Source organism: Rhodococcus sp. 05-2254-2, from assembly GCF_002259095.1.
Lineage (GTDB): Bacteria > Actinomycetota > Actinomycetes > Mycobacteriales > Mycobacteriaceae > Rhodococcoides.
This window is the reverse complement of sequence record NZ_NOZJ01000006.1, coordinates 359,114-385,381: the sequence shown is the minus strand read 5'-3', so window position 1 is coordinate 385,381 and position 26,268 is coordinate 359,114. Positions and strand designations below refer to the sequence as shown.

The 26,268-nt window shown below is 62.7% G+C and carries 25 protein-coding genes; 14 read left to right on the top strand and 11 right to left on the bottom strand.

Going from position 1 to position 26,268, the window contains the following annotated elements:
• The first annotated feature begins 2 nt into the window (after positions 1–2).
• A complete protein-coding gene (locus CH283_RS09385) occupies positions 3–830 on the top strand; it encodes a fumarylacetoacetate hydrolase family protein (protein WP_094641622.1) in 828 nt (275 codons plus the stop codon).
• Between the two features lie 12 nt (positions 831–842).
• On the top strand, positions 843–1,559 hold the full coding sequence (locus CH283_RS09380) for a maleylpyruvate isomerase family mycothiol-dependent enzyme (protein ID WP_094641624.1): 717 nt from the start codon (positions 843–845) through the stop codon (positions 1,557–1,559).
• Between the two features lie 9 nt (positions 1,560–1,568).
• Here the strand turns inward: CH283_RS09380 and CH283_RS09375 are convergent, their stop codons facing one another.
• A complete protein-coding gene (locus tag CH283_RS09375) occupies positions 1,569–2,096 on the bottom strand; it encodes a PadR family transcriptional regulator (protein ID WP_094641626.1) in 528 nt (175 codons plus the stop codon).
• A 101-nt stretch (positions 2,097–2,197) separates the two neighbouring features.
• Between CH283_RS09375 and CH283_RS09370 the strand changes: the two genes are divergently transcribed.
• Together CH283_RS09370 and CH283_RS09365 are read left to right on the top strand one after the other, a co-directional pair.
• Complete coding sequence (locus CH283_RS09370; RefSeq protein ID WP_094641628.1) at positions 2,198–2,809, top strand: isochorismatase family cysteine hydrolase; 612 nt, start codon at positions 2,198–2,200, stop codon at positions 2,807–2,809.
• Positions 2,806–3,786: an NADPH:quinone reductase gene (locus CH283_RS09365; protein ID WP_094641630.1), complete on the top strand. Its 981-nt coding sequence runs from the start codon at positions 2,806–2,808 to the stop codon at positions 3,784–3,786. The genes CH283_RS09370 and CH283_RS09365 overlap by 4 nt, the downstream gene beginning before the upstream one ends.
• On the opposite strand, the gene CH283_RS09360 is transcribed toward CH283_RS09365, so the two are convergent.
• From CH283_RS09360 to CH283_RS09340, 5 genes are all read right to left on the bottom strand, one after another.
• Complete coding sequence (locus CH283_RS09360) at positions 3,787–4,833, bottom strand: LLM class flavin-dependent oxidoreductase (RefSeq protein WP_255183160.1); 1,047 nt, start codon at positions 4,831–4,833, stop codon at positions 3,787–3,789.
• Positions 4,834–4,858: 25 nt separating this feature from the next.
• On the bottom strand, positions 4,859–5,632 hold the full coding sequence (locus CH283_RS09355; RefSeq protein ID WP_094641632.1) for an SDR family oxidoreductase: 774 nt from the start codon (positions 5,630–5,632) through the stop codon (positions 4,859–4,861).
• A 45-nt stretch (positions 5,633–5,677) separates the two neighbouring features.
• A complete protein-coding gene (locus tag CH283_RS09350; RefSeq protein ID WP_094641634.1) occupies positions 5,678–6,727 on the bottom strand; it encodes a 2,3-butanediol dehydrogenase in 1,050 nt (349 codons plus the stop codon).
• A gap of 37 nt (positions 6,728–6,764) precedes the next feature.
• Complete coding sequence (locus CH283_RS09345; protein WP_094642333.1) at positions 6,765–8,135, bottom strand: NAD-dependent succinate-semialdehyde dehydrogenase; 1,371 nt, start codon at positions 8,133–8,135, stop codon at positions 6,765–6,767.
• Positions 8,136–8,224: 89 nt separating this feature from the next.
• Positions 8,225–9,856, bottom strand: coding sequence for a flavin-containing monooxygenase (locus tag CH283_RS09340; protein WP_094641636.1), 1,632 nt, complete (start codon positions 9,854–9,856; stop codon positions 8,225–8,227).
• 221 nt (positions 9,857–10,077) lie between these two features.
• Between CH283_RS09340 and CH283_RS09335 the strand changes: the two genes are divergently transcribed.
• Positions 10,078–11,802, top strand: coding sequence for a sigma-54-dependent Fis family transcriptional regulator (locus CH283_RS09335; protein WP_094641638.1), 1,725 nt, complete (start codon positions 10,078–10,080; stop codon positions 11,800–11,802).
• 7 nt (positions 11,803–11,809) lie between these two features.
• On the opposite strand, the gene CH283_RS09330 is transcribed toward CH283_RS09335, so the two are convergent.
• Positions 11,810–12,706, bottom strand: coding sequence for a LysR family transcriptional regulator (locus CH283_RS09330; protein ID WP_094641640.1), 897 nt, complete (start codon positions 12,704–12,706; stop codon positions 11,810–11,812).
• Between the two features lie 87 nt (positions 12,707–12,793).
• On the opposite strand from CH283_RS09330, the gene CH283_RS09325 reads away from it, so the two are divergent.
• The 5 genes from CH283_RS09325 to CH283_RS09305 all read left to right on the top strand — a co-directional run bounded on the left by CH283_RS09325 (position 12,794) and on the right by CH283_RS09305 (position 18,462).
• Positions 12,794–13,972 (top strand): acyl-CoA dehydrogenase family protein, encoded by a 1,179-nt coding sequence (locus tag CH283_RS09325; RefSeq protein WP_094641642.1) that lies wholly within the window; start codon positions 12,794–12,796, stop codon positions 13,970–13,972.
• Positions 13,969–15,183 carry a CaiB/BaiF CoA transferase family protein gene (locus tag CH283_RS09320; protein WP_094641644.1) on the top strand — a complete coding sequence of 405 codons (1,215 nt, stop codon included), beginning with the start codon at positions 13,969–13,971 and terminating at the stop codon, positions 15,181–15,183. Before CH283_RS09325 ends, CH283_RS09320 begins: the two co-directional genes overlap by 4 nt.
• Before the next feature lie 31 nt (positions 15,184–15,214).
• Positions 15,215–15,943, top strand: a complete 729-nt coding sequence (gene fabG, locus CH283_RS09315; protein WP_094641646.1) for a 3-oxoacyl-ACP reductase FabG — start codon at positions 15,215–15,217, stop codon at positions 15,941–15,943.
• A gap of 48 nt (positions 15,944–15,991) precedes the next feature.
• Complete coding sequence (locus CH283_RS09310; RefSeq protein ID WP_094641648.1) at positions 15,992–17,206, top strand: acetyl-CoA C-acetyltransferase; 1,215 nt, start codon at positions 15,992–15,994, stop codon at positions 17,204–17,206.
• 833 nt (positions 17,207–18,039) lie between these two features.
• On the top strand, positions 18,040–18,462 hold the full coding sequence (locus CH283_RS09305; RefSeq protein WP_094641649.1) for a phosphate acetyltransferase: 423 nt from the start codon (positions 18,040–18,042) through the stop codon (positions 18,460–18,462).
• 55 nt (positions 18,463–18,517) lie between these two features.
• Here the strand turns inward: CH283_RS09305 and hydA are convergent, their stop codons facing one another.
• Genes hydA through CH283_RS09285 form a run of 4 tightly spaced genes read right to left on the bottom strand, consistent with a single transcriptional unit; the run spans position 18,518 to position 22,403 of the window.
• The gene (gene hydA / locus CH283_RS09300; RefSeq protein ID WP_255183159.1) at positions 18,518–19,933 is read right to left on the bottom strand and encodes a dihydropyrimidinase; all 1,416 of its coding nucleotides are present in this window, start codon (positions 19,931–19,933) and stop codon (positions 18,518–18,520) included.
• Entirely contained in the window at positions 19,903–20,289 is a 387-nt protein-coding gene (locus CH283_RS09295; RefSeq protein WP_094641651.1) for an allophanate hydrolase-related protein, read from the bottom strand. The genes hydA and CH283_RS09295 overlap by 31 nt, the downstream gene beginning before the upstream one ends.
• 13 nt (positions 20,290–20,302) lie before the next feature.
• Positions 20,303–21,451: an NAD(P)/FAD-dependent oxidoreductase gene (locus CH283_RS09290; protein WP_094641653.1), complete on the bottom strand. Its 1,149-nt coding sequence runs from the start codon at positions 21,449–21,451 to the stop codon at positions 20,303–20,305.
• A complete protein-coding gene (locus CH283_RS09285) occupies positions 21,441–22,403 on the bottom strand; it encodes a dihydrodipicolinate synthase family protein (RefSeq protein ID WP_094641654.1) in 963 nt (320 codons plus the stop codon). The genes CH283_RS09290 and CH283_RS09285 overlap by 11 nt, the downstream gene beginning before the upstream one ends.
• Positions 22,404–22,575: 172 nt before the next feature.
• Between CH283_RS09285 and CH283_RS09280 the strand changes: the two genes are divergently transcribed.
• From CH283_RS09280 to CH283_RS09265, 4 genes are all read left to right on the top strand, one after another.
• Positions 22,576–23,580, top strand: coding sequence for a LacI family DNA-binding transcriptional regulator (locus tag CH283_RS09280; RefSeq protein WP_094642335.1), 1,005 nt, complete (start codon positions 22,576–22,578; stop codon positions 23,578–23,580).
• A 228-nt stretch (positions 23,581–23,808) separates the two neighbouring features.
• Positions 23,809–24,669 carry an ABC transporter substrate-binding protein gene (locus tag CH283_RS09275; RefSeq protein ID WP_094641656.1) on the top strand — a complete coding sequence of 287 codons (861 nt, stop codon included), beginning with the start codon at positions 23,809–23,811 and terminating at the stop codon, positions 24,667–24,669.
• Positions 24,670–24,699: 30 nt separating this feature from the next.
• Positions 24,700–25,440: an amino acid ABC transporter permease gene (locus CH283_RS09270; protein WP_094614187.1), complete on the top strand. Its 741-nt coding sequence runs from the start codon at positions 24,700–24,702 to the stop codon at positions 25,438–25,440.
• Complete coding sequence (locus tag CH283_RS09265; RefSeq protein WP_373557661.1) at positions 25,437–26,225, top strand: amino acid ABC transporter ATP-binding protein; 789 nt, start codon at positions 25,437–25,439, stop codon at positions 26,223–26,225. The genes CH283_RS09270 and CH283_RS09265 overlap by 4 nt, the downstream gene beginning before the upstream one ends.
• Positions 26,226–26,268: the final 43 nt, after the last annotated feature.

The window sequence follows — 26,268 nt, the reverse complement described above, 5'->3', positions numbered from 1 at the left end:
CAATGAAACTCGCTACTCTGCGCCGAAACGGCACCACTACCGCAGTGCGCGTCGACAGCGACGATTCTGCCACCGTCATCGACGGCTACGTCGACTTGTCCGCCCTCCTGGACGAAGGGAACTGGCGTGAACTGGCCGAGAACGCGCACGGCGAACAGCTCCGATTGACCGATGCGGACTACGCTCCCGTGGTTCCGCGACCGGGCAAGATCATCTGCGTCGGGCTGAACTACGCGAACCACATCAAAGAAATGGGCCGTGATCTTCCCGAGTACCCGACGCTGTTCGCCAAGTTCCGTGAGGCGCTGACGGGCCCGTACGACGACGTCGTGGTCCCGAGTTACGCAGCAGCACAGCTCGATTGGGAGGGCGAGCTGGCCTTCGTCGTCGGCAAGCAGGCCTACCAAGTGGCCGAGGCCGATGCCGAGAGATACATTGCCGGCTACTCGATCATGAACGACTACACGATGCGCGACTACCAGTACCGCACGTTGCAGTGGGACCAGGGCAAGACGTTCGAGAAGACCAGCGGCTTCGGCCCCTTCCTCACCACGACGGATTCGTACACCTTCGGCGGCACGCTCGAGACGACGTTGGAGGGGAAAGTCATGCAGACGACCACCACCGACGACCTCGTGTTCACGCCTGCAAAGCTGGTCGGGTACATCTCGCACATCGTGACTTTGCAGCCGGGAGACGTCGTGATCACCGGTACCCCGGGAGGCGTCGGACATGCCCGCAAGCCTGGTGTCTACATCCAGGACGGGCAGACCGTCGAGGTGACCATCGACGGTCTCGGCTCGGTCCGCAACAAGACCATCGTCAAGTAAGGCGCGTTCGAGGTGACCTTTCACGACATGTCGCTCGTCGAGCGGCTTCTGATCGCCCGGCGCGGTACCTCGTATTTCGCGCAGCGGCTCTCCGAGCTCACCGATTCCGAACTCGACGGCGAGACGCTGCTGGCGGGATGGACCAGGCGCCACCTGGTTGCGCACGTCGGCTACAACGCTGCGGCTTTGTGCAGGTTGATGGACTGGGCGTCGTCGGGTGAGGAGACGCCGATGTACGAGTCACCGCAGCAGCGCGGCCGTGAGATCGACGAGGGTTCCACGCTGTCGGCCGCAGCCATTCGAAACCTGTTCGACCACACGGTCGCGCGGCTCGACGAGAAGTGGCGAACTGCGTCCGAGTCAGCGTGGGCGGCCGAGGTCAGGACGGCTCAGGGCCGCACGGTCCCAGCGTCGGAAACGATCTGGATGCGGACTCGCGAAGTGTGGATCCACGCGGTGGATCTCGGCAACGGTGGGCGGTTCGCGGACTTTCCCGAGGTGGTGAACGAGGGCTTGCTCACCGACATCGTCGGGATGTGGCGCAAGAAGGGTGAGGGAAGTGGGTTGGTCCTGGCAGTGGACGGGCGTGAGCCGATCGCAGTGACCGACGAAGCGACGACCACGACCGTCAGCGGTGGACTCGAGGCAGTGACCAGGTGGGCGGCAGGGCGTGGATCGATCGGCTCGACGGTCGACGGCGCGATCGACGAACCGCCTCGGTGGCTGTGAGGCAACGGATCAGCGACGCGCAGCAGAACCCTCGAGTATCGATGTGAGCCAGGCTCGTTCTGCGCGGCTCGTTTCGCGCGCGACGAGCAACAGGCCACGTCGGTAGAGGTCCGGAATCTCTTCGGCTCGAACGGTTCGATCCTCGTCGTAGAAGAAACTGGCCGGCTGCTCCAGGAAGTCCAGTCGTCGGCGCAGCACTGCGTGCTGTTCCTCGACCGACGGTACGAGGGACAAGAAGGTCAACACCACGATGAACCGCGAGAAATCCGAGACTTCGTTGGCCTGTGGATCTCGCAGCCGTGCCACCAACGCATCTCGCCCGTCGTCGGTGATGGTCAGCACGTACCGTGCCGGGCCCGCGCCGGGTTCGGCACGTCGTTCCAGCAATCCATCCCGGTGCAGGCGTTTGATCGCCGGATACAGGGTGCCGTCGCTCACCGGCCTGGCATATCCCGTCAGCTGCGCGACCCGGCGCTTGAGTTCGTATCCGTGCAGGGAGCCTTCGGACAGAAACCCGAGGATGGTGAGTTCCAACATGTGGCCATTGTGTCAGAACTACCTCGGTTCGATGCGTACATCGAACCGAGGTACTGTGGTCGGGTACCGACGGATTTCTCTCCTCCTCTGTAAGGGTTTCGATGACTACCACTTTCGATCTCGAACGCACCGCGCTGGTTCTTGTGGATCTGCAGAACGACAACGTCCACGCGGACGGCGCGTATGCCTCGTTCGGGGCGGCCGACCACGCCCAACACCAGAACCTCGAAAAGCACGTGCGCGAGCTGCTGGCCTTCGCTCGCGAGAAGTCCATCCCGGTGATTCACAATCACATCGTGTCTCTACCCGGCCGACCGTTCGGCGGAAGCAACGCTCCGATCTTCAAGCTGATCGGACCGGACTCGCTCAAATTGGGTTCGTGGGGAGCTCGAGGACTCGACGGTCTCGAAGCGCGTGAAGACGAGCCGGTCCTGATTCGTAACCGCATGAGCGCCTTCAACGGCACCATGCTCGACACACTTCTTCGTAACCTCGGAATCAAGGATGTTCTGGTCGCGGGCGTCTGGACCAACATGGCCGTCGAGCACACCGTTCGCGATGCGGCCGACCACGGCTACCGTCCGATCCTCGTCACCGATGCGACCTCGAGCCTCAGTCAGGAATGGCAGCATGCCGCCGAAAGCTTCGCACTGACCAATATTTCCGAATTCGCGACCACCGCAGAGGTTCTCGCGCAGACCGCAACAGCATGATCGCCGCGTGGTACGACTCGCAGGGATCGGCGCACGAGGTTCTCGAGGTCGGAACGCTGCCGACGCCCGAGCCAGGGCCCGGAGAGGTCCGGGTACGGGTGCAGCTTACTTCGGTGAATCCCGGTGACACCAAGAAGCGACGCGGATGGCTCGGGTCATCGATGTCCTATCCGCGAGTCGTGCCACACAGCGACGGTGCAGGGTTCGTCGACGCTGTCGGGTCGGGTGTCGAACAATCGCGGGTGGGGGAGCGCGTCTGGGTGTTCGGTGCCCAGTCGTATCGCGCATTCGGAACAGCTGCGCAATTCACCGTCGTGCCCGAGTGGCAGGCGGTCGCGCTGCCGGCTTCCGTAGCGCCCGAAGTGGGCGCTTGCCTGGGGATTCCGGGTATCACCGCCCACCGCGCCGTGTTCGGCGACGGCAGTGTCGAGGGAAAAACTGTTCTGATCCACGGAGTACTGGGCGGTGTCGGTTCATTGGCTGCTCAGCTCGCGCGGTGGAAAGGCGCGACCGTGATCGGAACGGTGCGTACCGGTGCGGACCTCGAACAGGCCCGGGCGTCAGGAACGAAATTCGCGGTCGCGCTGGACGATCCCGACGCAGTAACCCAGGTACGCGAATTCGCCGGAGGTGGAGTCGACCGCATCGTCGAAGTGTCGTTCTCGGACAACATCGACTTCGATGCGACAGTGGCGAAGAACGACACCGTTATTGCCGCGTACGGCACACGGGACGCGCGACCGAGCCTGCCGTTCTGGCCGATGTTGTTCGAAAACGTCACCATTCGGCTGCTGGGTAGCGACGACTTCTCGCAGGAAGTGAAGATGACGGCCGCCCGCGATCTCACCGACGCCGCTTCCGTGGGAGCGCTGTCCCTCTCCGTCGACGACCCGCTGCCTCTCGACCGAATCGCCGACGCTCACGACCGAGTCGACGCGGGCACTCGGTCGAGAGTCGTCCTGCAGATTCCGGAGTGATCAACCACCGAGCTTGCGGGTGACCTCGGGAATGACTTTGTCGGCGATGTATTGGATTCGTGCGGAACCGGATTCGACGGACTCGCCCGGGAGTTGAGCCCAGTAGTGGAAGTCGCGGATCTGGGGGAACTCGGTGGCCATGGTCACCAGTTCGTCGATCGCCATCGAGGCGTCCATGAGTTTGTAGGCACCGGCATCGAGTAGGTGCTGAGGGCTGTCGAACGACGACGGCTGATCGGGGCCCTCGAATGAGCCCCATTCGATGTACTTGTTCATCTGGTAGAGCGCGTGTTCGCCGACCTCGGCCCACGTGCGTTCCGGATCGTCGGCCACCACTGTCCATTGACTGGCGTAGATGCGGGCATCGTCCACGTTCTTCCCGTGCCGCTCGATCGACTGCTGGTAGTCCGTGAAGTGGGCGTTCTGCAGAGTGATGACACCGTCTGCCAGTCGAGCGGCGCGATCGATTCCCACCGGAGACTGTGCTCCGATCAGAATCCTCGGGGGCGTCTCGGGTAGCGGCGTCACCGGCAACGCAGGTACCGAGAACCGCTTGCCTTCGTAGGCTTCACCGGTGCCGGCCCAGGCGTGCCGAATCACGGCAATGGCGTCCTCGAGAAGACTGGGGCGCTGCTTGACTTTTCGCCCGAACGCGGCGAATTCCTTCTCGTGATAGCCGAGGCCGAGTCCCAGCTCGAAACGGTTGTCGGTGAGGAACGACAGAGCTGCCGCATCCTCGGCCAGACGCATCGGTTCGTGTAGTCCCGCCACGATGATGTTGGTACCGATGCGCATGGTCTTCGTGCGAGCACCGATTGCCGCGGCAACGACCAGGGGAGACGACGCGTAATCGTCCTCGGCGAAATGATGCTCGCTCAACCATGCTGACCCGAAACCGAGTGATTCGGCCCAGACGACCTGGTCCACCGATTCTCGATAGAGAGAACCCAATGGTTTCCGCCATTGAGCCGGATTGCGAAAGTCGTACCACAGACCGAAGGTCGGAACCTGGTAGTGCGAAGCAGTTGGGTTGAGCGAGTTCATCATTCCTCCACGTTGAGTAAGGCGAACATCAAACGAAAAGCATGCCGCCGTCGATGAGGGCGGACTGTCCTGTCATGTAGTTCGAGTCGGGTCCGGCCAAGTACGAGACGTACGCCGCAACGTCGTCGCCGGTCGAGACGCGTCCGAGGGTGATGCCGGCAGCCATTGCCTTCATCGACTCGCCCTTTCCGACACCGTTGATGGCACCGAGGTCGCGGTCCACCTCGACCCACATGTTGGTATCGACGATGCCGGGGCAGTAGGCGTTGACGGTGATGCCGTGTTCCGCCCACTCCTGCGCAGCTGCCTGGGTCAGGGCGCGGACTCCGAACTTGGTCGAGCTGTAGATGCCGAGCAACGCGAATCCCTTGTGGCCCGCGATCGACGAGGCTCCGATGATCTTTCCGCCATGCCCCTGCTTGATCATCTGACGCGCTGCTTCGGTGTAGCAGAGGAAGATTCCGCGGCCGTTGACAGCGTGGAGGCGGTCGTACTCCTCCGGTGTCACGTCGAGAAGTGCCTTCGTCTGGGCGATCCCGGCGTTGGCGACCAGGATGTCGAGCGATCCAAGCTGTTCGGCGGTGTCGGTCATGAGCGCCCGCACCGAATCTGGATCGCTGACGTCGCCGGTCAGCGCGGCGGTCTTCACTCCGTGTGCGGCGACCTCGGTCCGAGTTTTCTCCAGCTCTTCCGACATCGAGGGCAGGTCGGACAGTGCGATGTCGTGTCCGTCCTGTGCGAGGCGCAGCGCGATGGCTTTGCCAATGCCGCGTGCCGAGCCGGTGATGTGTGCGACGGTCATGGTCGTCTCCTGAATCGGGTTGTGTGAGATGTGAAGTGGTGGATGTCAGGCTGTCGGATCGACGAGGAGCTTCATCTTGCGGCCGGCCCGCAATTCCTCGAACCCGCCGTCGACGACGTCTCCGAGAGCGATCGTGTCGACCCACCCCGTGGTGTCGTAGTGGCCCTTGGCCATCAGGTCGATCACCGCTCGGTAATCGTCGCCGGTGTAGCAGATGGTCCCCTGAATGCGCCGCTCGCGTAGGACGAGGTTGATCAGGGGTGTCGAGAGAGGCTTGTCGTAGATCGCCACACTGATCAGGGGGCGTCGCTCGCCGACGCACTCCAGTGCCGACTCGACTGCGGGAGCTACGCCGGCTGCGTCGAACGCGGCGTCGACGCCGTCTCCGTCGGTGCGATCGGCGATGAGGGCGGGAACGTCGACCGACATCGGATCGAGGGTGCGAGCCCCGAGTGCTTCGATGGACCTACGGCGAGTTTCGGAGGGTTCGACGACATCGATCTCGGTCAATCCCATGCCGCGCAACGCAAACCAAATGCCGATGCCGATGGGCCCGGCGCCGTAGACCAGTGCGCGGCTCTGGTCGCCGACCTCGCCCAGTACGGCTGCGTGATAGGCCACCGACATGGGTTCGACCAGCGCGCCCATCTCGACCGGAATCGAATCCGGAAGCTTGTGAACCTGGTTGCGGGGAACCACCGTGTACTCGGCCATCCCGCCGTCGGCCATCAATCCGTGGAAGCCGATCGACTTGCACAGGTTGTACTGGCCGTTGCGACACGGGCGGCATTCGCCGCAGCGGTAGATGGGTTCTATGGTGACCGCGTCACCCTCGGCGACGTCGTCGACGCCCGCTCCGACAGCGGTCACAATGCCCGAGAACTCGTGCCCGAGAACCACCGGCATGGCTTTGTGAGTCAACGGATGCGGGTCGGACGGCGGGATGAAGATAGGACCGTCGTAGAACTCGTGAAGATCGGTGCCGCAGATACCGTTACGGGACACGCGGATCTTGACCTGCCCCGGACCGGCTTCGGGCTCGGGGACGTCTTCGATCTCTACCTTGTGATTGCCGTAGTACACAGCTGCGCGCATGGTTCTTCTCCTGAGATGAGTTGATGCAGTTGACGAGTCAGAGGGTGCGAACGAGCTTCTTGTTCGCGAATTCGTCGAGCCCGAATCGACCGAGCTCTCGGCCGATGCCGGAAGTCTTGACTCCGCCGAACGGCATGTCGGGCGCGCTCTTGATGGTGGTGTTGATGCCTACCATGCCGACGTCGAGCCGGTCGGCGACGTACGCCGCTTCGCTGTCGTCCGTGGTGAACACGGCACTGCCGAGACCGAACGGGGAATCGTTGGCGAGATCGATGGCGGCGTCGGTCGAGTCGACCTTGTGCAGCACCGCAACCGGTCCGAACAGTTCTTCCCGGTATGCCCTCATATCCGGGGTGACACCGGACAGCACGGTCGCGGGGTAGTAGGCACCGTCGCCGTCGGGGACGGTGCCACCGAGGTGCACCGTGGCACCCTTCGATACGGCGTCCGCGACCTGCTCTGCGATTTCGTCGCGTCCGCCGATGGACGACATCGGACCCAGTCGTGTAGCGGGATCCGTCGGGTCACCCATCGACCACGACTGCGCCGCCGAAACGAACCCATCGAGGAACTCGTCCCACACCGAGGCGTCGACAATCATCCGCTTGGACGAGGTGCATGCTTGGCCTGCGTTGCCGAATCGACCGGGGACTGCCGCGGCGACAGCATCATCGAGGTCGGCACCGGCGAGCACGAGGAACGGGTCCGAGCCGCCGAGTTCGAGTACTGCCTTCTTCATGTACTTGCCGGCGAGCTGGCCGATGATGCTGCCCGCGCGTTCCGATCCGGTGAGCGAGACCCCCTGAATTCGTGGGTCGGCGATGAGATCGGCTATCTGGTCGCTGGAGGCAAAAATGTTCCGGTACACACCCTCCGGGCTTCCTGCATCACGCAACATCGATTCGACGGCCAACGCCTGCTGCGGGCAGTTGCTGGCATGCTTGAGAAGAATCGTGTTGCCCAGCAACAGGTTCGGCGCTACGAATCGGGCAACCTGGTAGTAGGGAAAATTCCACGGCATGACGCCGACGAGTGCTCCGATGGGTGCCGTACGCACCAGTGCTCGTCCGGAACCGGCAATGTCGAGTTCCTCGTCCGCGAGCAGGTCCGTGCCCTTGGTCGCGTAGTACTCGAAGATCGACGCGGAGAGTTTCACTTCGCCTCGGGCCTGTGCGATCGGTTTGCCCATCTCGAGCGTCATCAACTCGGCGAGTTCGGTTTCGCGTTCGCGATGCAGATCGGCGACTCGCTGGAGAACCGAAGCGCGTTCGGCCACTTCGGCGGTCCGCCATGTTCGGTACGCGGCGTCGGCGGCGGAGAGCGATGCCATCACCTGCTCGTCGGACTCGGTCTCGAACTTCGCCACGATGGTGCCTGTAGTGGGATCGGTGCTTGCGTACTTGCTCATCGGCATGTCTTTCGTTGCAGGACGCCGGCCGGGCGACCGGTGTAGGTCACCCGGCCGGCGTGGTCGATGCAGTGTCCTCGAGTGAAGGGTCAGGCAGGCTCGAGCGCGTCCGATTGCGTCAGGAAGCTCGGGTAGCCGGATGCCTTTTCGTTGTCGAGCACCGAGCGATACTCCTTGATGCCGCCGAGGTAGAACATGACCGTGCGCTTCTTGCCGGGGATGTTGGCACCGAAGATCCACGACGCAGCTTTCGGGAACAACGTCTGGTCGGCGATGTCGGCGCAGATATCGGTCCATTCTGTTTCGATGTCCGGCTTGGCCTCGATCCAGCCCATGGAGTTGTTCTCGATGGTCCCGATGGTGTCCGAGATCCACTCGACCTGTGTCTCGATCGACGGCGGCAGGTTCGTGAAGGGTCCGTTCGGTCCGAGGATCATGAACATGTTCGGGAACCCGGTGGTGGCCATTCCGAGGTAACTGGTCGGCCCGTCCTGCCAGTGTTCCTTGAGGCTTTCGTCGTTGCGTCCGCGGATGTCGACCTTGACGTAGTTACCGTCGACGGCGTCGAAGCCGGTGGCGCAAATCAGAACGTCGATCTTGTGCAGTTCCCCATCTTCGGTGACGATGCCTTCGGCTGTCAGTTCGCGGATGGGGTTCTCGCCGACGTGAACCAGAGAGACGTTGTCCCGGTTGAACGTTTCGTAAAGGCCCGAATCGCACAGTGGTCGGCGGGCGTAGAGATCGGTGGGCGTCAACTTGCGTCGAGTCTCCGGATCCTTGACTATCTCGGCGATCTTGGAACGGATGAATTTCGCCGCTTCCTCGTTCGCTTCGGGATTGGTAGCGATGTCGCAGAACGTCTCGAACATGAAGCGGAAGCCGCCGCCCTCGTCCCACGTCCGCTGGAAGATCTGCTGGCGTTCCTCGGCAGAGACGCTGAACGTCTCGATCTCACTTTCGACGAATCCCATTGCGACGCTGGAATTGCGGACCTGGTCCCAGTTGGCCTCGAAGTTCTCTTTCTGCCGTGCCAATTCCTCGTTGGACAACACGCGGTTGCCCGCAGGAACGCTGTACTGAGGGGTGCGCTGGAACGAGGTGAGATGCCCGGCGATCGGCGCGACCGCGGTGATCACCTGGCCTCCGGTGGACCCGTTGCCGATGACTCCGACGCGCTTGCCGGTCAGATCCAAATCCTCGGGCCATGCGCCGGTGTGCACCAACCGGCCCGCGAAGTTCTCGATGCCCGGGAAATTCGGCACGTTCGTCGCCGACAGGAGGCCGAGGCCGTTGACGAGATACTTGGCCTTGTAGGTGATTCCGCGGTCGGTGGACACGGTCCAGGTTCCGGCAACCTCGTCGAATCGGGCCGCGGTCATGGTGGTCTCGAGCGCGATGTCTTCGCGCAGCGAGTAGCGGTCGACGACGCCGTTGAGGTACTCCAGGATCTGGGGCTGGCGAACGAACTTCGTGTTCCAGGTGGTTTGGTCGTACAGATCTCGATCGAACGAGTACTGGTAGACAAAGCTCTCCGAGTCCGAGAGGGCCCCCGGGTACTTGTTCCAGAACCAGGTACCGCCGACACCGGCGGCCTTGTCGATAGCGATGGCGGTCAGGCCCAGTTCACGCCGTAGCTTGTAAAGCATGTAGATCCCGCCGAAGCCGCATCCGACGACAAGCGCGTCGATCTCACGGATCTGATCGGGTTCGTGTGACGCCATGTGATTGCTCCTCCGGTCTTGCGACCTGTGTGGTGTAGTTCACTTCCTCTGGTCACAATGGTGAGGTGGGGCACAGGTGTCTGGTGTGTACCGATCTGGAACACTCGGATACGACGGTGCTGAACTGCAGTTATGCGCGTATGGCAGTAATGGCATAGTGATTGTTGCGACCTGTGAGTGTTCAGGTGGCGGATGAACAACTGGTTAGAGGGCGAGAACCTATGAGTGATGCGGTGCGCGAGGCGAAGCGGCACCTGATGCGCGCAGGCCTGCTGTCCGGTGCTCCCGACGAGGGGGTGGTTCCGGACCTGATCTTGCGCAGCTGGCGTCGCTCGATAGGCAGCAGCGCGGACAGCACGCTGCCATCGCAGAAGTTCGACGAGATCGATACCGACTCGATTCTGCGCCGCGCAGCAGATCCGGTACTCGACCGATGGCAGGACCAGCTGGTGGACACCGGCACCACATTGTTTCTCAGCGACCGCGCAGGCAGCATCGTGGCGAGACGCGCTAGCGATCGAGGATTGCAGCGAAAACTGGACCGAGTGAACGCGGCCGAAGGGTTCGACTATTCGGAAGACTCGATCGGGACCAACGGTCTCGGTACGTCGATGGTCGAAGGCCGAGCGGTGTACATCGAAGGCAGCCAGCACTTCAACGAGTCGCTGTCCGTGCTGGCGTGTGCCGCCGTTCCGGTCTACACACCGTCGGGCCTGGTGATCGGATCGGTCTCGCTCGGGGGACCGTTGGCCATTGCGAATTCTCTGATGGTCACCCTCACCAAGGAAATCGGTCAGCAGATCGAAGAACGATTGAAGGCGGCAGCACGACCGCAGGACCTCGCGTTGGCAATGTCGTTCATGCGTTACGCCAACTCTCGTCGTCCCACGGTCATCATGGATCGTGAGTCGCTGCTGGCGAATACACCCGGACTGCCCTACGTGAGCGTCGACTCGCACGTGCTCCTGTGGGATCGCCTCAGCGCACACAACTGGACGGTCGCGAGCACGGCCCGCTGGGATATCGAGTCAGGCGCGGTGGCGGTGACAGCTCGGCGAGTCGTCGAAGGAGCCCGCGACTACTACGTGCTGCACTTCGCTCCCGTTCCTCGAGACGAGGTGCCGACGGCCGCTCCCATCGGTCCCAGTGCACACGGAGACAGTGCTTCGCGAGAGGCGGCACAGGCGGCGGTGACGGTGATCGACGGTCCTCGTGGATCCGGTCGTGCATCGCGGGCGCTGGATGCACGCGCCGGTCGAGGAGAAGGCGGAGAACTCGAGGTAGTCGTTCTGTCGACAGACACCGCAACGCCCTGGTCTGCGGTGGCAGACCTGCTCGCGGGCGGCCGAGATGTCCTGGTACGAAGACTGGAGTCGGTACATGACCACGAAGCGGTGGTGGTCGCGACCCTGGTTCGGGAACACCGCGCGGCTGTCGCAGCCGGTAGGCGGAATCAACTGTTGATCACCAGCTGTGCCGAGGCATCCTCACCGGAAGTCGCTGCACTGGTCGATCATTGGGGTATCGACGCCAGAACGGAAGCTCTCTCCGCCGCGCCGGATCGCATTCCGGGGCTCGTCCGTAGCATTCTCGATCAGGTGGATACAACGCGGCGGCATTCGATGTCTCCGACAGCTCTGCAGTCGTTGATGCAGTGGGAATGGCCCGGCAACATCGCAGAGTTGACGGCGACCGTGACCACCCTTGCGTCGAGTGTGACTGCGTCGGTGATCGAGCGCCACCACCTCCCCGAACACCTACAACGAGCGCCGTCACGTCGGAAGATGACGATGATGGAATCGGCCGAGCGTGATGCCATCGTCGAGGCATTGGACCGCGCTGGTGGCAACAAGTCGATGGCAGCAGAGCTCCTCGGGATCGGCCGAACTACCCTCTACCGCCGGTTACGTCAGCTCGGTCTGGACGACGGTGAGGCGTCGCTGTAGGTGCCGCTCACGAGCCGCTCTCGTCGAGAGCGACGACTTTGTCGAGTACCACGCGCAGCGCTGGGTTGGTGTTGTCTCGGCGCCACGCGGCTCTCATGTCCACATCTGCTGTGGTGTCGTCCAGGGGGACGAACACGACGTGCGGGTCGGTGACGTTGCTGGCCACCGAGGCCAGGGTCAGGTGGCACCCCACCTCGGCGGATACCAGGGCGAGGGCAGTCTGAGTGTCGGGAGCGATCTGAACGAGGTCGGGGACGAAGCCGTGCGCGTCCGCCAATCGGCGGAGTCGATCGGGGAGTACCGACCCTTCGTGCAGTGGCAGGGATACGAAGTGTTCCTGTGCCAGCTGCCCGATTCCGACGTGCCGTGCGTCGGCCAGCGGATGTGTGTCGGCGATTGCGACGACGAGATGATCTGGCATCACGACCTGGGACTCGACGGTGGACGGAATGACGTCCCATCTGCCGAGTGCAATGTCGGTGTCTCCACCCAGAAGCCGTTTCATGGCCGGCTGGGCGAAGTTCTGGCTGGAGAGTTCGAGTTCGATACCCGGGTGCTGAGACCGAACGAGTCGAGCGAGTCTCGCGACCATGCGATGCGTCGACACACCCGCGAACGCGATCCGGACGAGTCCGGTCTCGCCGCCGTCGGCCGATAGGACGGCGTTCTCGGCGGTGCGCATCGCTTCGAGCACTGCCCGGGCGGGATCTATCAAGGCCTGACCGCTGGCAGTCAATTTCACCGAGCGCGTGTTCCGGTCGAACAGGGTGGCACCGAGGTGCTTCTCGAGCTGCTTGATCGTGCGACTCAAGGGCGGCTGCGCCACATGCAAGCGCGCGGCGGCACGGCCGAAGTGCAGCTCCTCGGCTACGGCCAGGAACGCGCGGAGCTGCTCGACGTCCACCGACCCTCCTTTATTGCCGAAATTGTCAAAACAGAAGTACCAATTAAGTATTGGACTGATGGTAATGCAGTAACCGATAGTTGTCCCATGGATACGCTGAATCCCGATGTACCGGACGACGTCTTCGCGGACGTGTTGAAGCAGATCTCGCAGTTCGTGCGCTCACGTGTGGTTCCTCGTGAAGTGGAGATCATGAACAACGATTCGATTCCGGACGATCTGCGGAAACAGTCCGCCGAGATGGGACTGTTCGGCTACGCGATCCCGCAGGAGTGGGGCGGTGTGGGCCTGAATTTGATTCAGGACGTCGAGTTCGCGATGGAGCTCGGTTACACCTCGTTGTCGTTGCGATCGATGTTCGGCACCAACAACGGGATCGCCGGGCAGGTGCTCGTGGGGTTCGGTACCGAGGAGCAGAAGGCGACGTGGTTGCCGGGCATGGCATCCGGCGACGTCGTTGCGTCCTTCGCGCTGACCGAGGACGGGGCCGGGTCCAATCCGGCGGGGCTACGGACCACCGCGAAAGTCGACGGCACCGGGTGGGTGATCAACGGCAGCAAGCGGTACATCACCAATGCGCCGATCGCGAACATGTTCGTCGTCTTCGCGAAATTGGACCCGAAACCGCAGAGCGGCAACGGTATTGCAGTATTCCTGGTTCCTGCCGACACCGCCGGGATCGAGGTGGGCGTCAAGGACGCGAAGATGGGGCAGCAGGGCTCCGGCACGGCCGATGTGAACTTCACCGACGTACGCGTCGAGGCCGACGCATTGGTCGGCGGGAACGGCGACATCGGCTACAAGGCGGCGATGACGTCGCTGGCCCGGGGGCGGGTGCACATTGCCGCGCTGGCCGTCGGCCAGGCGCAGCGTGCCTTGGACGAGTCGGTGTCCTATGCCGCGGCATCCACGCAGGGTGGCGAGCCGATCGGTAACTTCCAGCTGGTGCAGGCGATGATCGCCGATCAGCAGGTCGGTGTCATGGCGGGCCGCGCGATGGTGCGTGAGGCTGCGCGAGCGTGGGTGCAGGAGACCGACCGACGTATCGCGCCGTCCGCAGTGAAGCTGTTCTGCACCGAGATGGTCGGCAAGGTCGCCGATCTCGCTGTCCAGATTCACGGCGGTGCCGGATACATGCGGGAGGTTCCGGTCGAACGCATCTACCGGGATGTACGACTGCTCCGACTGTACGAGGGCACCAGCGAAATTCAGCGACTCATCGTCGGCGGCGGCCTGATTCGGGCCGAACAGAAACGCAACTCGTGAACGCACCACTCGAAGGCTTCACCGTCGTCGCGATAGAGCAGGCCGTCGCAGCACCGCTCGCCACCCGAAATCTCGCCGATCTTGGTGCTCGTGTCATCAAGGTCGAACGCACCGACGGCGGAGACCTGGCGCGGGGTTACGACCACGCCGTCCACGGCACCGGAGCGCACTTCGTGTGGCTCAACCGGGGCAAGGAATCACTTGCGGTAGATCTGAAATCGGTGCAGGGACGCCACATCGTTCGAGAACTCATCGACCGAGCCGACGTGTTCGTGCAGAACCTTGCCCCTGGTGCAGCAGAGCGTCTCGGCTTCGGTGCCGACGAATTGAGGACTGCGAACCCGCAACTGGTAGTGGTGAACATGTCCGGATTCGGCAAAGGTGGTCCCATGCAGGACCGGAAATCCTACGACATGCTGATCCAAGCCGAGTCGGGCTTGATCTCCATCACCGGAACACCGGACGAGCCGGCCAAGACCGGAATACCCACCGCCGACATCGCCACCGGAATGTATTGCGCACAATCGGTTCTCGCGGCGTTGCTGCGGCGCGGACGAACCTGCGAAGGCGCGACCATCGACGTGTCCATGCTCGATTCGACCGTGGAGTGGATGGGCCACGCGATGTACACACAGATGTACACCGGCACGCAACCGCAGCGTATGGGTGTGAGCCACAGTTCCATCGCTCCGTACGACGCCTATCCGACGAGCGACGGTCAAATCCTGATCGGTGTACAGAACGACCGTGGCTGGTACACGCTCGTCTCGGAGGTACTGGGCGTCCCCGAGTTGGTGGACGATGTTCGATTCGCGACGAACGTGCTGCGCGTACAGAACCGCACCGAATGCGACGCTGTCGTCGCCGCCCGCACATCGCTCTTCACGACAGTCGAGCTCGACACGAAACTGGCGGCGGCCGGTATTCCTGCGGCCCAGGTCAAACAGATGGATCAGGTCGTTGCCCATCCTCAACTCGTCGAACGTGACCGTTGGCGCACGGTCGGTACCGAACACGCCACAGCACAGGCGCTGCTGCCTCCGGCTACATTCGCCGATCACGAAGCTCCGATGGGAGATGTTCCAGCACTGGGTCAACACACCCGCGCACTGCTGATCGAATCCGGTTGCGGCCCCGACGAAGCGGACGGCATTCTGCGCCAGGGTATTGCCGTGCAGAACGCAGCCTTCGATGCGTACTTCGCACGATGACCGTCGGCACCACCAAAGAACAGGACATTTCATGATTTCAGGTCGTACAGCCGTCATCACCGGTGGCGCTCAGGGCATCGGTTTGGCCATCGCCACGATGTTCGCCGAGAACGGCGCGAACATCGTCATCGGTGATCTCGACGAGTCCAAGGCCAAGGAAGCCGCAGACGCTCTACCCACCCCTGCAGTCGGCGTTCGCTGCAATGTCACGTCCGCCTCCGACGTACAGGCCCTGGTGGACACTGCCGTCACATCGTTCGGGTCTATCGACATCATGGTCAACAACGCGGGAATCACTCGCGACGCGACCATGCGGAAAATGACAGAGGAGCAGTTCGATCAGGTGATCGACGTGCATCTCAAGGGTTGCTGGAACGGCACGAGGATCGCAGCAGGCGTCATGCGTGAGAACGGCGGTGGATCGATCATCAACCTGTCGTCGATCTCGGCCAAGGTCGGCTTCGTGGGGCAGAGCAACTACTCGGCGGCCAAGGCCGGAATTGTGGGACTCTCCAAAGCGGCAGCGAAAGAGGTTGCACACCTGGGTGTTCGGGTCAATGTCATTCAGCCGGGACTGATCAAGACGGCGATGACCGAGGCCATGCCGCAGAAGGCGTGGGACCAGAAGATGTCGGAAATACCGATGCAGCGTGCCGGGGATCCGCGGGAAGTGGCATCGGTAGCTCTGTTCTACGCGTCCGACCTGTCGTCGTACATGACCGGCACCGTCTCCGAGGTCACCGGCGGGCGCTACATGTAGCGATCGATCGTCCCTTCGTAATCCCATCCCGCCCTGATAAGGAACTTCATGCCAGACGCTGTCATTTGTGAACCGCTACGCACACCTGTCGGTCGATTCGGGGGAGTGCTCCGCGATGTGTCACCGCAGCAGCTCGCCGCCGTGGTGATCGAAGAACTGTGTGCGCGTACCGGACTGGAGGGCGGTGTCGTAGACGACGTCATCCTGGGACAGGCCTCGCCGAACGGCGAAGCACCTGCAATCGGACGGGTCGCCGCACTCGATGCAGGCCTCGGTATCGAGGTTCCAGGTCTACAGGTCGACCGTCGGTGCGGATCCGGACTGCAGGCCGTCCTGCAGGCGTGCATGCAAGTACAAACGGGCGGTAGCGATCTGGTGTTGGCCGGTGGCGCGGAAAGTATGAGTCAGGCCGAGTTCTACGCGACCGGATTGCGATGGGGGATCAAGGGCGAATCGGTGGCGCTGAGCGATCGACTGGCTCGAGCCCGTGTCACTGCAGGCGGGACTAATTTTCCTGTTCCTGGCGGAATGATCGAAACTGCCGAAAACCTGCGGGCAGAGTATTCGATCAGCCGTGAGGACCAGGACGAGCTCGCCGTCCAGTCGCATCAGCGCGCAGTGGCCGCGCAGAAGAACGGAGTGTTCGCAGAAGAGATTGTGGGAGTGCCGGTTCCGCAGCGGCGCGGTGATCCGATCGTGGTCGACACCGACGAACATCCGCGTGCCGACACCACTGTCGAGAGTCTTGCGAAGCTACGTCCGATGCGCGGGAAAATCGATCCGGCCTCGACCGTCACAGCAGGTAATGCCAGCGGGCAAAACGACGGTGCTGCGCTCGCGATCGTGACGACTCCGGAGCGCGCAGCCGAGCTCGGGCTACGTCCGATCGCGCGCTTGGTGAGTTGGTCCGTTGCCGGTGTACCGCCACGGACGATGGGAATCGGACCGGTCCCGGCGTCCGAGAAGGCTCTCGGGCGTGCAGGGTTGACCATGGCCGATATGGACGTCATCGAGTTGAACGAAGCCTTTGCCGCACAGACCTTGGCAGTCCTGCGAACGTGGGGGATCGAGCCGGACGATCATCGGCTGAATCCGCACGGTTCGGGCATTTCACTCGGCCACCCGGTCGGTGCCACCGGTGGCCGGATTCTCGCGACTCTCCTTCGCGAAATGCGGCGGCGTGGTTCCCGGTATGGACTGGAAACGATGTGCATAGGTGGCGGGCAGGGTCTTGCTGCTGTCTTCGAGAACATCTCTCGGTAGGAGCGTCAGTCCCCGTCTGGTGCTCGACAAACTCGGAGTTGTGGACTCCAATTACTAGAGGCTGCACAGAGTGGTGGACACCCTTGGTGCTTGGTGGCTGTAAACCGTTCCCCGCGGTGTCTCCGGTATCGAGAGTGCCGCGAGCGTGTCACTACTCGGTGCAACAGGCGGTGGATCGGGATGTACGGCTGTGGACTATAAACCCTGCTCAGGGGATGTGCGTTGGGTCCGGGTGGGACCATCGAAAGTTGGTCGATCCAGCTGGGGGTCAAGTGGTCGCAGGTTCAAATCCTGTCAGCCCGACACATTGCAGGTCGAAGACGGTTTCGGAGTAATCCGGAGCCGTCTTTTTGTCTGCGTTGCCGAGGCGCATCGACGCGTGAACTTCGAGAAATTCCGATGTCGGTGCCCTGTGCGATTCTCGACTGCATGGCGTGTGAACTGGAAATGCTCGATTCGGTGGGTTGCACGTGACGACCCAGTCGAATACCCAATGGACGGAAAAAGTGCCACGACTGCGCTGGGCCGCCGGGAGCACTTCATCACCCCGGCTGTGACGGTGAGCGGTGCCGATGTGGCCAGATGCTCTCGTGCGGCAGCGGATGTGCAGTGGCCGAATGCGAACGTGAAGACGGCCACGACTACGTCGGTGGAAGCTGCAGGTGGTGCGGGCAACCGTTCGGTCAGCTCCGCCTCGTCAGTGGCCCATGACATTGCCGGCAGGCATCTGAACTGTGCAGTCGGTCAGGTCGATCCCCGAGCTGTACAGGTGTCGATATCTTCTCCGTCGGGTGCTGGTTCTAGAGATCACTGCTCTAGGGCATCATGGGCCTATGAGCGATCCCGAATACCTCGCCACTTTGCTTTCTGCGATCGATGGGGAGATCGCGCGAATCTCCGCCGCCGAATCGGGCTCCGACGAACACGCATCGGCGATCGCCGATGCCGCCGATGCCGTCTTCCGGTTGCGCGAGAAGGTCAAGGCCGGCTACTCCGGCAAGAAGGCCTATTACCTCGCGGCGTCGACCGATCCGAAGGGGATCAGGGTCGAGGGAATTTCTGCCCTGCACGGCAAGCGTGCCCACGAACTGGTCCGGGACGGCGGGTGGATGCACGCGGATTCCAGCACCGTCCTCGAGGCTCTCGATGACGACCGAATCAGTCGGTATCACGCCATCGCGGGACGTGGGGTCGCACAGACGTTTCGCGACGCACGTGAATACCTGGCGGCGGCAGTAGCTCTCGCCGATGAGTAGTCCGAAGTAGCACCACGTCGAGGCAGCGAACCCGTCGACGGTAGAAGTCCGGGCCTCACATGCTGAATGCCCCGCTGAAGTCGAGGGGTGCCGCTTCGAGATGTCGGCCGCGGGGAGTGGCGTCGACGAGTTCGCCGTCGTGGACGACAATCTCGCCGCCCACGATCACGGTGACCGGCTTTCCTCGAAGTCGGTGTCCCTCGTAGGGGGTGTAGTCGGTCGCCATGTGCTGTGTTTCGGTGGTCACCGTCCATTCCAGTTCGGGATCCCAGATGGCGATGTCGGCGTCGGACCCCGGCATCAGTGATCCCTTGCGGGGATACAAGCCGTTGGTGCGCGCTGGATTCGACGAGGTCAACTCCACGAATCTGCTTGCAGTCAGACCCAATCCGTCCACATAGTGCGAGTAGATCACCGGAAGACGCGTCTCGACTCCGGGCAGTCCGTTGGGCATGTGCCGCACGTCGTGGCTGTGCACCTGCTTCTGAGCGGTGTCGTAGCAGCAATGGTCGGAACCGATGGTGGTGATGTGTCCGCTGAACAGGTGACGCCCGAGTTCCTCGACCACCTCGGCCGAGCGCAGCGGTGGGCAGCAGACAAAACGTTCGGGTCGTTCACCCTCGTAGGCCGAGTCGTCGAGGATCAGATGGTGGGCGACCGATTCGGTGAAGGCGACGAGCCCTCGTTTGCGCGCGTCCGCGACCAATTCGACGGCAGCCGGAGTCGACTGATGCACGAAATAGACCGGCGCATTCTGTGATTCGGCGATCGCGAGAATGGCGGCGACAGAGGCAGTCTCGGCGAGCTCCGGCCGCGTCTGCGACATGTGTGCGGCATCGACTCCGTCCGATGCGGCTGCGAGGTTCTGCGCGTCGGTGACGATCGCGTCGGACTCGCAGTGGATGATGACCATTCCGCCGAGATCGCGAGTGACCTGCATCGTGTTGAGGATGGTGTGTTCGTTCGCCATCGTCTCGCCCGCGTAGGTGGTGAACATCTTGACCGTCCGAATACCGCCGTCCGCCAGCGTTTTCAGTTGGTCGGCAATGGTGTCGGTCCACTCGACGACGCAGGCGTGCAGAGCCGAATCGCACAGTCCGCTCGACGCTTTCGCTCGCTGCACCTCGGCAGCGTCCAGCGGCTGTTGCCCGGGACGGGGGATAGCGAAGTCGATGATCGTGGTGGTGCCGCCGAACACGGCCGCCGTCGTGCACTCGAGATACGAGTCGAGCGAGGTGAATTCGCCGGAGGTGAATCCGACGTGGCAGTGTGGATCGACTCCACCCGGCATGACGAGCTTGCCGGTTGCGTCGATGACTTCCGCTGCCGCGTCGACCTCGCTCCCGGGGGTGAGCACCGCAACGACTCTGCCGTCGTCGAGGAGCAGGTCTGCCGAAGCGGCCCAATGGGATTCGACGACCGTTCCGCCGCGTACGACCTTCATCGTGGGCTCGCGAGGTAGGTCAGCCATCCGCCGCGGTCACTGATGTCGGTGACGCCCGCGGCCGTCAGGTGGCTCTCGCGCATTCGCATCGACAGGGAGCCCGAGCCATCCGCCAACTCGATGACCCCGAGTTCGAGTTCCTTCGGCTCTCGGGGAAGGAGCTCGTCGCGCAATACGTCGTACTCGACCTCGTACAGCTCGCCCGGTACTACGAACCCATCGGTTGGGACCGGGTGCAAACCGGGGAATTCGTCACGCACGGAAAAGAATCGGTATTTCGGTGCGGTATCGACTCTCCCCACGAATCGCGCCTTGTGCAACGCGTCGTTCAGGGTGCCGCCGGACATCGCTTGTCCGTTGACGAACATCGTGACCAGTGCCATGTGAAGCCCTCTTTCAGTGAGTGTGAAGACGGACGAGACGGTCCGGGGAGAACGCCGAGATATCGAGTTCTGGTTTTCTACCGTGCACCAGCTCGGTGAGGATGTGTCCCCACAACGGTGCGAAGGTGAACGAGTACGTGCCGCCTGCCACGAAAAGTCCCGGGGCTCCGGCGAGTTCGCCGATGACCGGCATCTCGTCGGGGGTGGTGACCACGGGCCCGGTCCAGGTATCGAGTAGCGCATTCCGGGCGAGCGCAGGCAGAAGCCGTCGAACCTGCTCCAGATTTCCTGTGGTGCTGTCGGATCTGCTCGGGGCCTTCTCGCTGTCGTGGAACGCACCTGCTGGCCAACCGCCGCCGAGGACGAGGCGTCCCGTTCGGTTCTGCTTGATCGACATTCCCTCGCCGACGTGCTGCACCAGCACTTCGAGTGTCCCGGGTGCGGCATCGAGCGAGTGCATCTGCAACGAGGTCGGGACGAGATCGAGCGATACCCCTGCCATAGCCGCGATCGGAGCCATCCACGGACCTGCAACGTTCATCACTACGGGTGCAATCCACGTTCCACCGTCGGTGCTCACTGTCCAGACATCACCGTCGCGGGTCAATCCGGTGACCGGTGTCGACGGGTGTACAGACGCTCCTTCGGCTACGGCCTGACGTAACAGGGCAGGACCGGCGAGGTCGGGTTCTGCGAATCCGTCCCACGGACACCAAGTTGCGGCCTGAACGCTCGGGCCGAGCAGAGGTAGTGCCTGCCGAGCCTCGTCGCCGCTCAGTACCTCCGTCGGGATCCCCGCAGCTCGTTCCCATCGGTGCTTCGCGATGAGGGCGTGGACCTGCTCCTCGGTTTCGGCCACCATGAACCCGCCGCACCGGTTCAGCCCGAGACCGGGCACCGTCTCGTCGAGTGTGTTCCACAGCGAGCTCGTCGATTTCTGCAGTGGAAGCAGCTGTTCTACATCGACGGCTGTGCCCTGCCCGGGCCTGCGCGTATGGATGGTCTGGATGTGCAGGTTGCCCGCAGTCGTACCGGAGCCGGCGGTGTTGGGTAGGGTGCGATCGAGCACAGCAACGCGAGATCCCGCGCGGGTGAGGGCGAGAGCCGTTGCTGCACCTACGATTCCGGCTCCGATGACAACAACGTCGACCTCAGACCGCATGGACAGCTCCTGCGGTCGCGTAGGCATCGTCGATACCCGATTCGACGATGACCGATTGCAGCGCCGCAAGCGTGTCGGCGTCGGTGACCGGCAACAGCGGTTCGCGCACGGTGCCTCCCGGCTGGCCGAGAAGGTTCATCACGGCCTTCAACTGGGGGATGGGGGAGGCGTACACGCCGCTGTAGTCGGACGCGATGAGCCGGCCAGAGAACGCGCGATAACGATCGACCCACATGCGCGCGGTGTCGGCGTCACGTGCAGCGACGGCCTCGTAGAACGGCACCGCGAAGGGCGCGCCCACCCCACCGCCGTCGATGTTGCCGTCCCCACCCAGTTCGAGCAGCGTGGCAAGGCCGCGTCGATGCAGGAAACTCCCGAAGACACGGACGCGGTCGGACACGGCCTCGACGGTATCGAGCATGGCGAGCCAATCACCGGTGCTGTCCTTGATCGCGACGACGTTCTCCAGGTCGGCCAGTCGAGAGAACAGGTCGGGTGAGGTGCCCATGTCGACCGCAACGCCACGAGGCCAGTTGTAGGCCATGAACGGCAACGATGTTGCGGCACTGACGCTTCGGTAGTACTGGAATGTCTCTTCCGCCGAGGTGTGCACGTACGGCGGAGGTGTCGCGAGTATGCCGTCTGCGCCGACGGAAGCAGCGTGCTTCGCGAGCGCGGAGGACTGCGCAGCTGTGTACGCACTGACACCGATCACGACAGGGAAGCGGCCTGCGACTGCATCGATCGACGCTTCCGCGACGGTCTTTCGTTCGTTGTCGCTCTGACTGAACCATTCGCCTGTGCTGCCGTTCACGAGTACACCGTGAACACCCGTCTGCGCGTAGAGATTCACCAGGTCGAAAATTGCCTCGGTGTCGACTTCACCCGACTGCGTGAACGGTGTGGGAGCAGCGGGCCAGTAACCGGACCACGCGACATCATCGCGATTCATGGGAGTGCCTTTCGGGCTCGGGACGATCGACGACGCGTCGTACCCGCATTTGTGGGATCGATTGCATAGACTGCCTTCGGGGTGGTCGAGTCGTCAAGCCGGAAACGTACTTGTAACGCGACCGCGGTCGAATATGTCTGTCCGAGGCGTGAAGCAAGAGAACGGAGAACCGATGGCGGTCACCTTGATCGACGTTGCGAGCGCTGCTGGGGTTTCGCGCAGCACGGCATCACGCGCATTGAGTGGATCGTCGCTGATCTCCGCGGAGACCCGCGCAGCGGTCGAGGATGCGGCCCGGGTTCTCGGATACCGGCCGAACAGGGCTGCGAGTGCGCTGCGCTCCAACAGATCGCACTTGATCGGTCTGGTCATGAACAACCTGCTCAATGCGACCTTTCACACCGTCGCCGAGGTGGTCCAGAAGAGGGCGGCAGCCGGCGGATTTCAAGTCCTGCTCTGCATCACCGATGCCGATCCGGCGCGTGAGAACGACGTCCTGGCCATGCTCGGCGAACACGGCGTGGACGGCACGATCGTGATCGGCAGTGGACGGAGTGCGGCGGCGTCGAATGCGCTTCTGGAACAGGGCCGCGCGGTGGTCAACCTGATCCGTTCGGTCAAGGGGAGTTCGGCGTCGACGGTGCTGGCAGACGACGTGACGGGTGCTCGCGACGCGACGGCGCACCTGATCGAGCTCGGGCACAGCCGGATCGGCTACATCGGTGGAAACGAGGATGCGACGTCCGGACGTGAGCGCTACGAGGGCTACCGACTGGCGCTGGCCGACGCAGGTATCCCGGTCGACGAGACGATCGTCCGGAAAGGTCCGTTCACCACCGAATTCGGTGCCGAAGCGATCAACTCGCTACTGGATGCACCCCAGGCGATGACTGCGCTGTACGCGGCCAACCACGAGGCTGTCTTCGGCATCCTGCCCACGCTCGTCGGCAGGGGTGTCTCGGTGCCGGACGAGTTGTCGCTGATCTGCCACGAGGACATGCCGTGGCTCGCGATGTGGCATCCGGCAATCACAGTCGTCGACAACGGCGCGGCCCAATTGGCCAACGTGGCCATGGACCTGTTGTTCCAGCAGATCAAGGACTCGGTCGAACCCGACGGGCGTACGTATCGAATCGGCGCTCGTCTGGTGGAGCGGGCGTCGTGTGCCGAACTGTGATCGACGTTCTCGGATCGCAGGAATGAGGAGCGCGATCACGTGCGAACGGTTAACAGTTGATGTACCGCGTGTCGGCAGTGTTAACCGCGTTGACGCCTCCGAATTCGTCTGCGACGCTTGATGCAATCGATCCCAAAGGATCGACTCTTCTCGAACCACTCCATCATCGTCGCTGCCGCCCCGTCCTCGAACGTGTAGTGCTGCAGTCGATATCGAAAGGCTCGCTCAATGCGCAAGTTAACAGGACTCGCCGCTATCGCTGTCGTGGTAGCCGGCCTCACTGCCTGTAGTTCCTCGGACGATTCCGCAGCCGCACCGACGGACTGCACACCCACGCTCGGTGCTTCGGACCTCGCCGAAGAAGGCGTACTGACGATGGCCACCAACGCAACTCTTCCGCCCATGCAGTACGTCGATCCGAACGGGGACGTGATCGGCATGCGCGTCGACCTCGGTAAGGAGATCGCCAAGCGCCTCTGTCTGACGCCGAAGTTCGTCAACATAGAGTTCGAGGCGCAGATTCCCGGTGTGCAGGCCGGCCGCTGGGACATGATCGACACCGGCATGTTCTACACGCCCGCACGCGCCGAGACCATCGATCTCGTTCCGTACGAGGTGCAGGCAGTCTCGATCTCGGTGCCCTCGGGCAACCCCGAATCGATCTCGAGCGTGGACGATCTGGCGGGCAAGACCATCGGGGTCGAAGCGCCCGGATACGAGTTCGACACGTTGACCGCCATGGCCGAGGAATTTGCAGCCGAAGGAAAGCCGGCGCTGACGGTGCAGACGTTCAAGACCAATGCCGATGCCTATCAAGCGCTTTCGGCGGGACAGCTCGACGGCACCTCCATCGTCGAGTCGGTCACGTCGTTCTACCAGGAAGACGGACGCTTCGAGACAGCCGTCGGTGGAATCAACGAGGCACCCCTTGCCATGGGATTCGCCAAGGGCAGCAAATCGTCCGCTGAGGTGGCGCGTGTGCTCTCGGAGATGAGGAGCGATGGTTATCTGCCCGATCTGTTCGAGCAGTACGACGTCACCGGATACGAGGGCGATATCGCCGTCAGCACCGGTCCTCTCGACAGCTGATCCGACCAACGCAAGTCGAAAGGCACCCCCATGTGGTCCTGGGACGCATTCTTCTCCATCCTGACGAGCACCCAGCTGCTCGAAGGCGCATGGGTCACTATCTGGCTCACCGTAGTCAGCATGATCCTCGGACTCGCTCTCGCAGTGGTGGTGGCCTCCGCGCGATCGTCCAAGCTCGTACCCCTGCGGATAGTCGCCGGGTTCTACGTGTGGCTGATGCGCGGCACGCCTCTACTGGTGCAGTTGGTGATCATCTACACCGGACTGCCTCAGGTCGGCATCAAACTGGGCGTGATCGAGGCGGCACTCGTCGGCCTGGTTCTCAACGAAGCCGCATACCTGTCGGAAATAGTGCGTTCCGGATTGCTGTCGGTTCCCACCGGACAAACGGAAGCGGCACGGGCCCTCGGTATGTCACCCACGAAGGTCTTCCGCGTGGTGGTTCTTCCACAGGCGCTGCGGGTGATGATTCCTCCACTCGGCAACAGCTTCAACGGGTTGCTCAAGACCACAACTCTGGTGTCGGTCATTTCCGTACAGGAATTGCTGCGACGCACACAGTTCTTGGTGCAGGTGAATTTCCGAGTGCTGGAGGGGCTCTGCGCGGCAGCGTTGTACTTCCTGGTGCTGACGACTCTGTGGGGGTTGATTCAGAAGATGATCGAAGTACGAGTAGGACGTGGATACGACCGCAATTACCGCCGTAAGGGCGGTCCGTCGAGTCCGAAGCTCGACGACAGCGCGATGAAAGCCGAGGCTGTGAACCGATGACGAGTGCGACGTCTGCGACCACGAAGGCCACGACGATGGTCGAGGTCAGGAATATGACGAAGGCCTACAACGATCTCGTCGTCCTCGACGACATCGATTTCACGGTGGACAAAGGGGAAGTGGTCCTGCTCCTCGGGCCGTCAGGAAGTGGAAAGAGCACCCTGCTGCGCACGCTCAACTGCCTCGAGACGATCGAATCCGGGACCGTCCGAGTGTGCGGCGAGATGATGGGCTTCTCGGAAGGCGCCAAGCGAACGCCGCTGTCGGAGGCGCAAATCGCCAAGCAGCGGCACCACACAGGAATGGTGTTCCAGAGCTTCAACCTGTTTCCCATGATGACGGCGCTGGACAACGTCGCATCGGGTCCACGTCATGTCCTCGGTATGCAGAAGGACAAGGCGCGCAGGCAAGCTCAGGAACTGCTCGACCTCGTCGGCCTTGCGGACAAGGGGGAGAACTACCCGTCACAACTGTCCGGTGGTCAGCAGCAACGCGTGGCGATCGCCCGAGCGTTGGCGATGAAGCCCGAAGTGATGCTGTTCGACGAGCCCACGTCAGCCCTCGATCCCGAGATGGTCAACGAGGTCCTCGACGTCATGCTTCGACTGCGCGACGAGGGCATGACGATGGTGGTGGTCAGCCACGAAATGGGCTTCGCGAAAGCGGCCGCAGACAGGGTCGTCTTCATGAGCGACGGGAAGATCGTGGAAGAGGCACCTCCCGGTGAGTTCTTCGACAATCCCAAAAGCTCTCGTACACAACAATTCTTGAGTCGTATTCTCTGACGGGCGTAAGTGGCGCCGACCATGCGTGCCGTAGGTCGAATGA

Excerpts from the sequence above, each read along its gene's own strand:
- CH283_RS09385 (WP_094641622.1), top strand. The coding sequence starts at position 3 with ATGAAACTCGCTACTCTGCGCCGAAACGGCACCACTACCGCAGTGCGC.
- CH283_RS09375 (WP_094641626.1), bottom strand. The coding sequence starts at position 2,096 with ATGTTGGAACTCACCATCCTCGGGTTTCTGTCCGAAGGCTCCCTGCAC.
- CH283_RS09370 (WP_094641628.1), top strand. The coding sequence starts at position 2,198 with ATGACTACCACTTTCGATCTCGAACGCACCGCGCTGGTTCTTGTGGAT.
- CH283_RS09365 (WP_094641630.1), top strand. The coding sequence starts at position 2,806 with ATGATCGCCGCGTGGTACGACTCGCAGGGATCGGCGCACGAGGTTCTC.
- CH283_RS09360 (WP_255183160.1), bottom strand. The coding sequence starts at position 4,833 with ATGATGAACTCGCTCAACCCAACTGCTTCGCACTACCAGGTTCCGACC.
- CH283_RS09355 (WP_094641632.1), bottom strand. The coding sequence starts at position 5,632 with ATGACCGTCGCACACATCACCGGCTCGGCACGCGGCATTGGCAAAGCC.
- CH283_RS09350 (WP_094641634.1), bottom strand. The coding sequence starts at position 6,727 with ATGCGCGCAGCTGTGTACTACGGCAATCACAAGGTAGAGATCGAAGAC.
- CH283_RS09345 (WP_094642333.1), bottom strand. The coding sequence starts at position 8,135 with ATGAGCAAGTACGCAAGCACCGATCCCACTACAGGCACCATCGTGGCG.
- CH283_RS09340 (WP_094641636.1), bottom strand. The coding sequence starts at position 9,856 with ATGGCGTCACACGAACCCGATCAGATCCGTGAGATCGACGCGCTTGTC.
- CH283_RS09335 (WP_094641638.1), top strand. The coding sequence starts at position 10,078 with ATGAGTGATGCGGTGCGCGAGGCGAAGCGGCACCTGATGCGCGCAGGC.
- CH283_RS09325 (WP_094641642.1), top strand. The coding sequence starts at position 12,794 with ATGGATACGCTGAATCCCGATGTACCGGACGACGTCTTCGCGGACGTG.
- fabG (WP_094641646.1), top strand. The coding sequence starts at position 15,215 with ATGATTTCAGGTCGTACAGCCGTCATCACCGGTGGCGCTCAGGGCATC.
- CH283_RS09310 (WP_094641648.1), top strand. The coding sequence starts at position 15,992 with ATGCCAGACGCTGTCATTTGTGAACCGCTACGCACACCTGTCGGTCGA.
- CH283_RS09305 (WP_094641649.1), top strand. The coding sequence starts at position 18,040 with ATGAGCGATCCCGAATACCTCGCCACTTTGCTTTCTGCGATCGATGGG.
- hydA (WP_255183159.1), bottom strand. The coding sequence starts at position 19,933 with ATGGCTGACCTACCTCGCGAGCCCACGATGAAGGTCGTACGCGGCGGA.
- CH283_RS09295 (WP_094641651.1), bottom strand. The coding sequence starts at position 20,289 with ATGGCACTGGTCACGATGTTCGTCAACGGACAAGCGATGTCCGGCGGC.
- CH283_RS09290 (WP_094641653.1), bottom strand. The coding sequence starts at position 21,451 with ATGCGGTCTGAGGTCGACGTTGTTGTCATCGGAGCCGGAATCGTAGGT.
- CH283_RS09285 (WP_094641654.1), bottom strand. The coding sequence starts at position 22,403 with ATGAATCGCGATGATGTCGCGTGGTCCGGTTACTGGCCCGCTGCTCCC.
- CH283_RS09280 (WP_094642335.1), top strand. The coding sequence starts at position 22,576 with ATGGCGGTCACCTTGATCGACGTTGCGAGCGCTGCTGGGGTTTCGCGC.
- CH283_RS09275 (WP_094641656.1), top strand. The coding sequence starts at position 23,809 with ATGCGCAAGTTAACAGGACTCGCCGCTATCGCTGTCGTGGTAGCCGGC.
- CH283_RS09270 (WP_094614187.1), top strand. The coding sequence starts at position 24,700 with ATGTGGTCCTGGGACGCATTCTTCTCCATCCTGACGAGCACCCAGCTG.
- CH283_RS09265 (WP_373557661.1), top strand. The coding sequence starts at position 25,437 with ATGACGAGTGCGACGTCTGCGACCACGAAGGCCACGACGATGGTCGAG.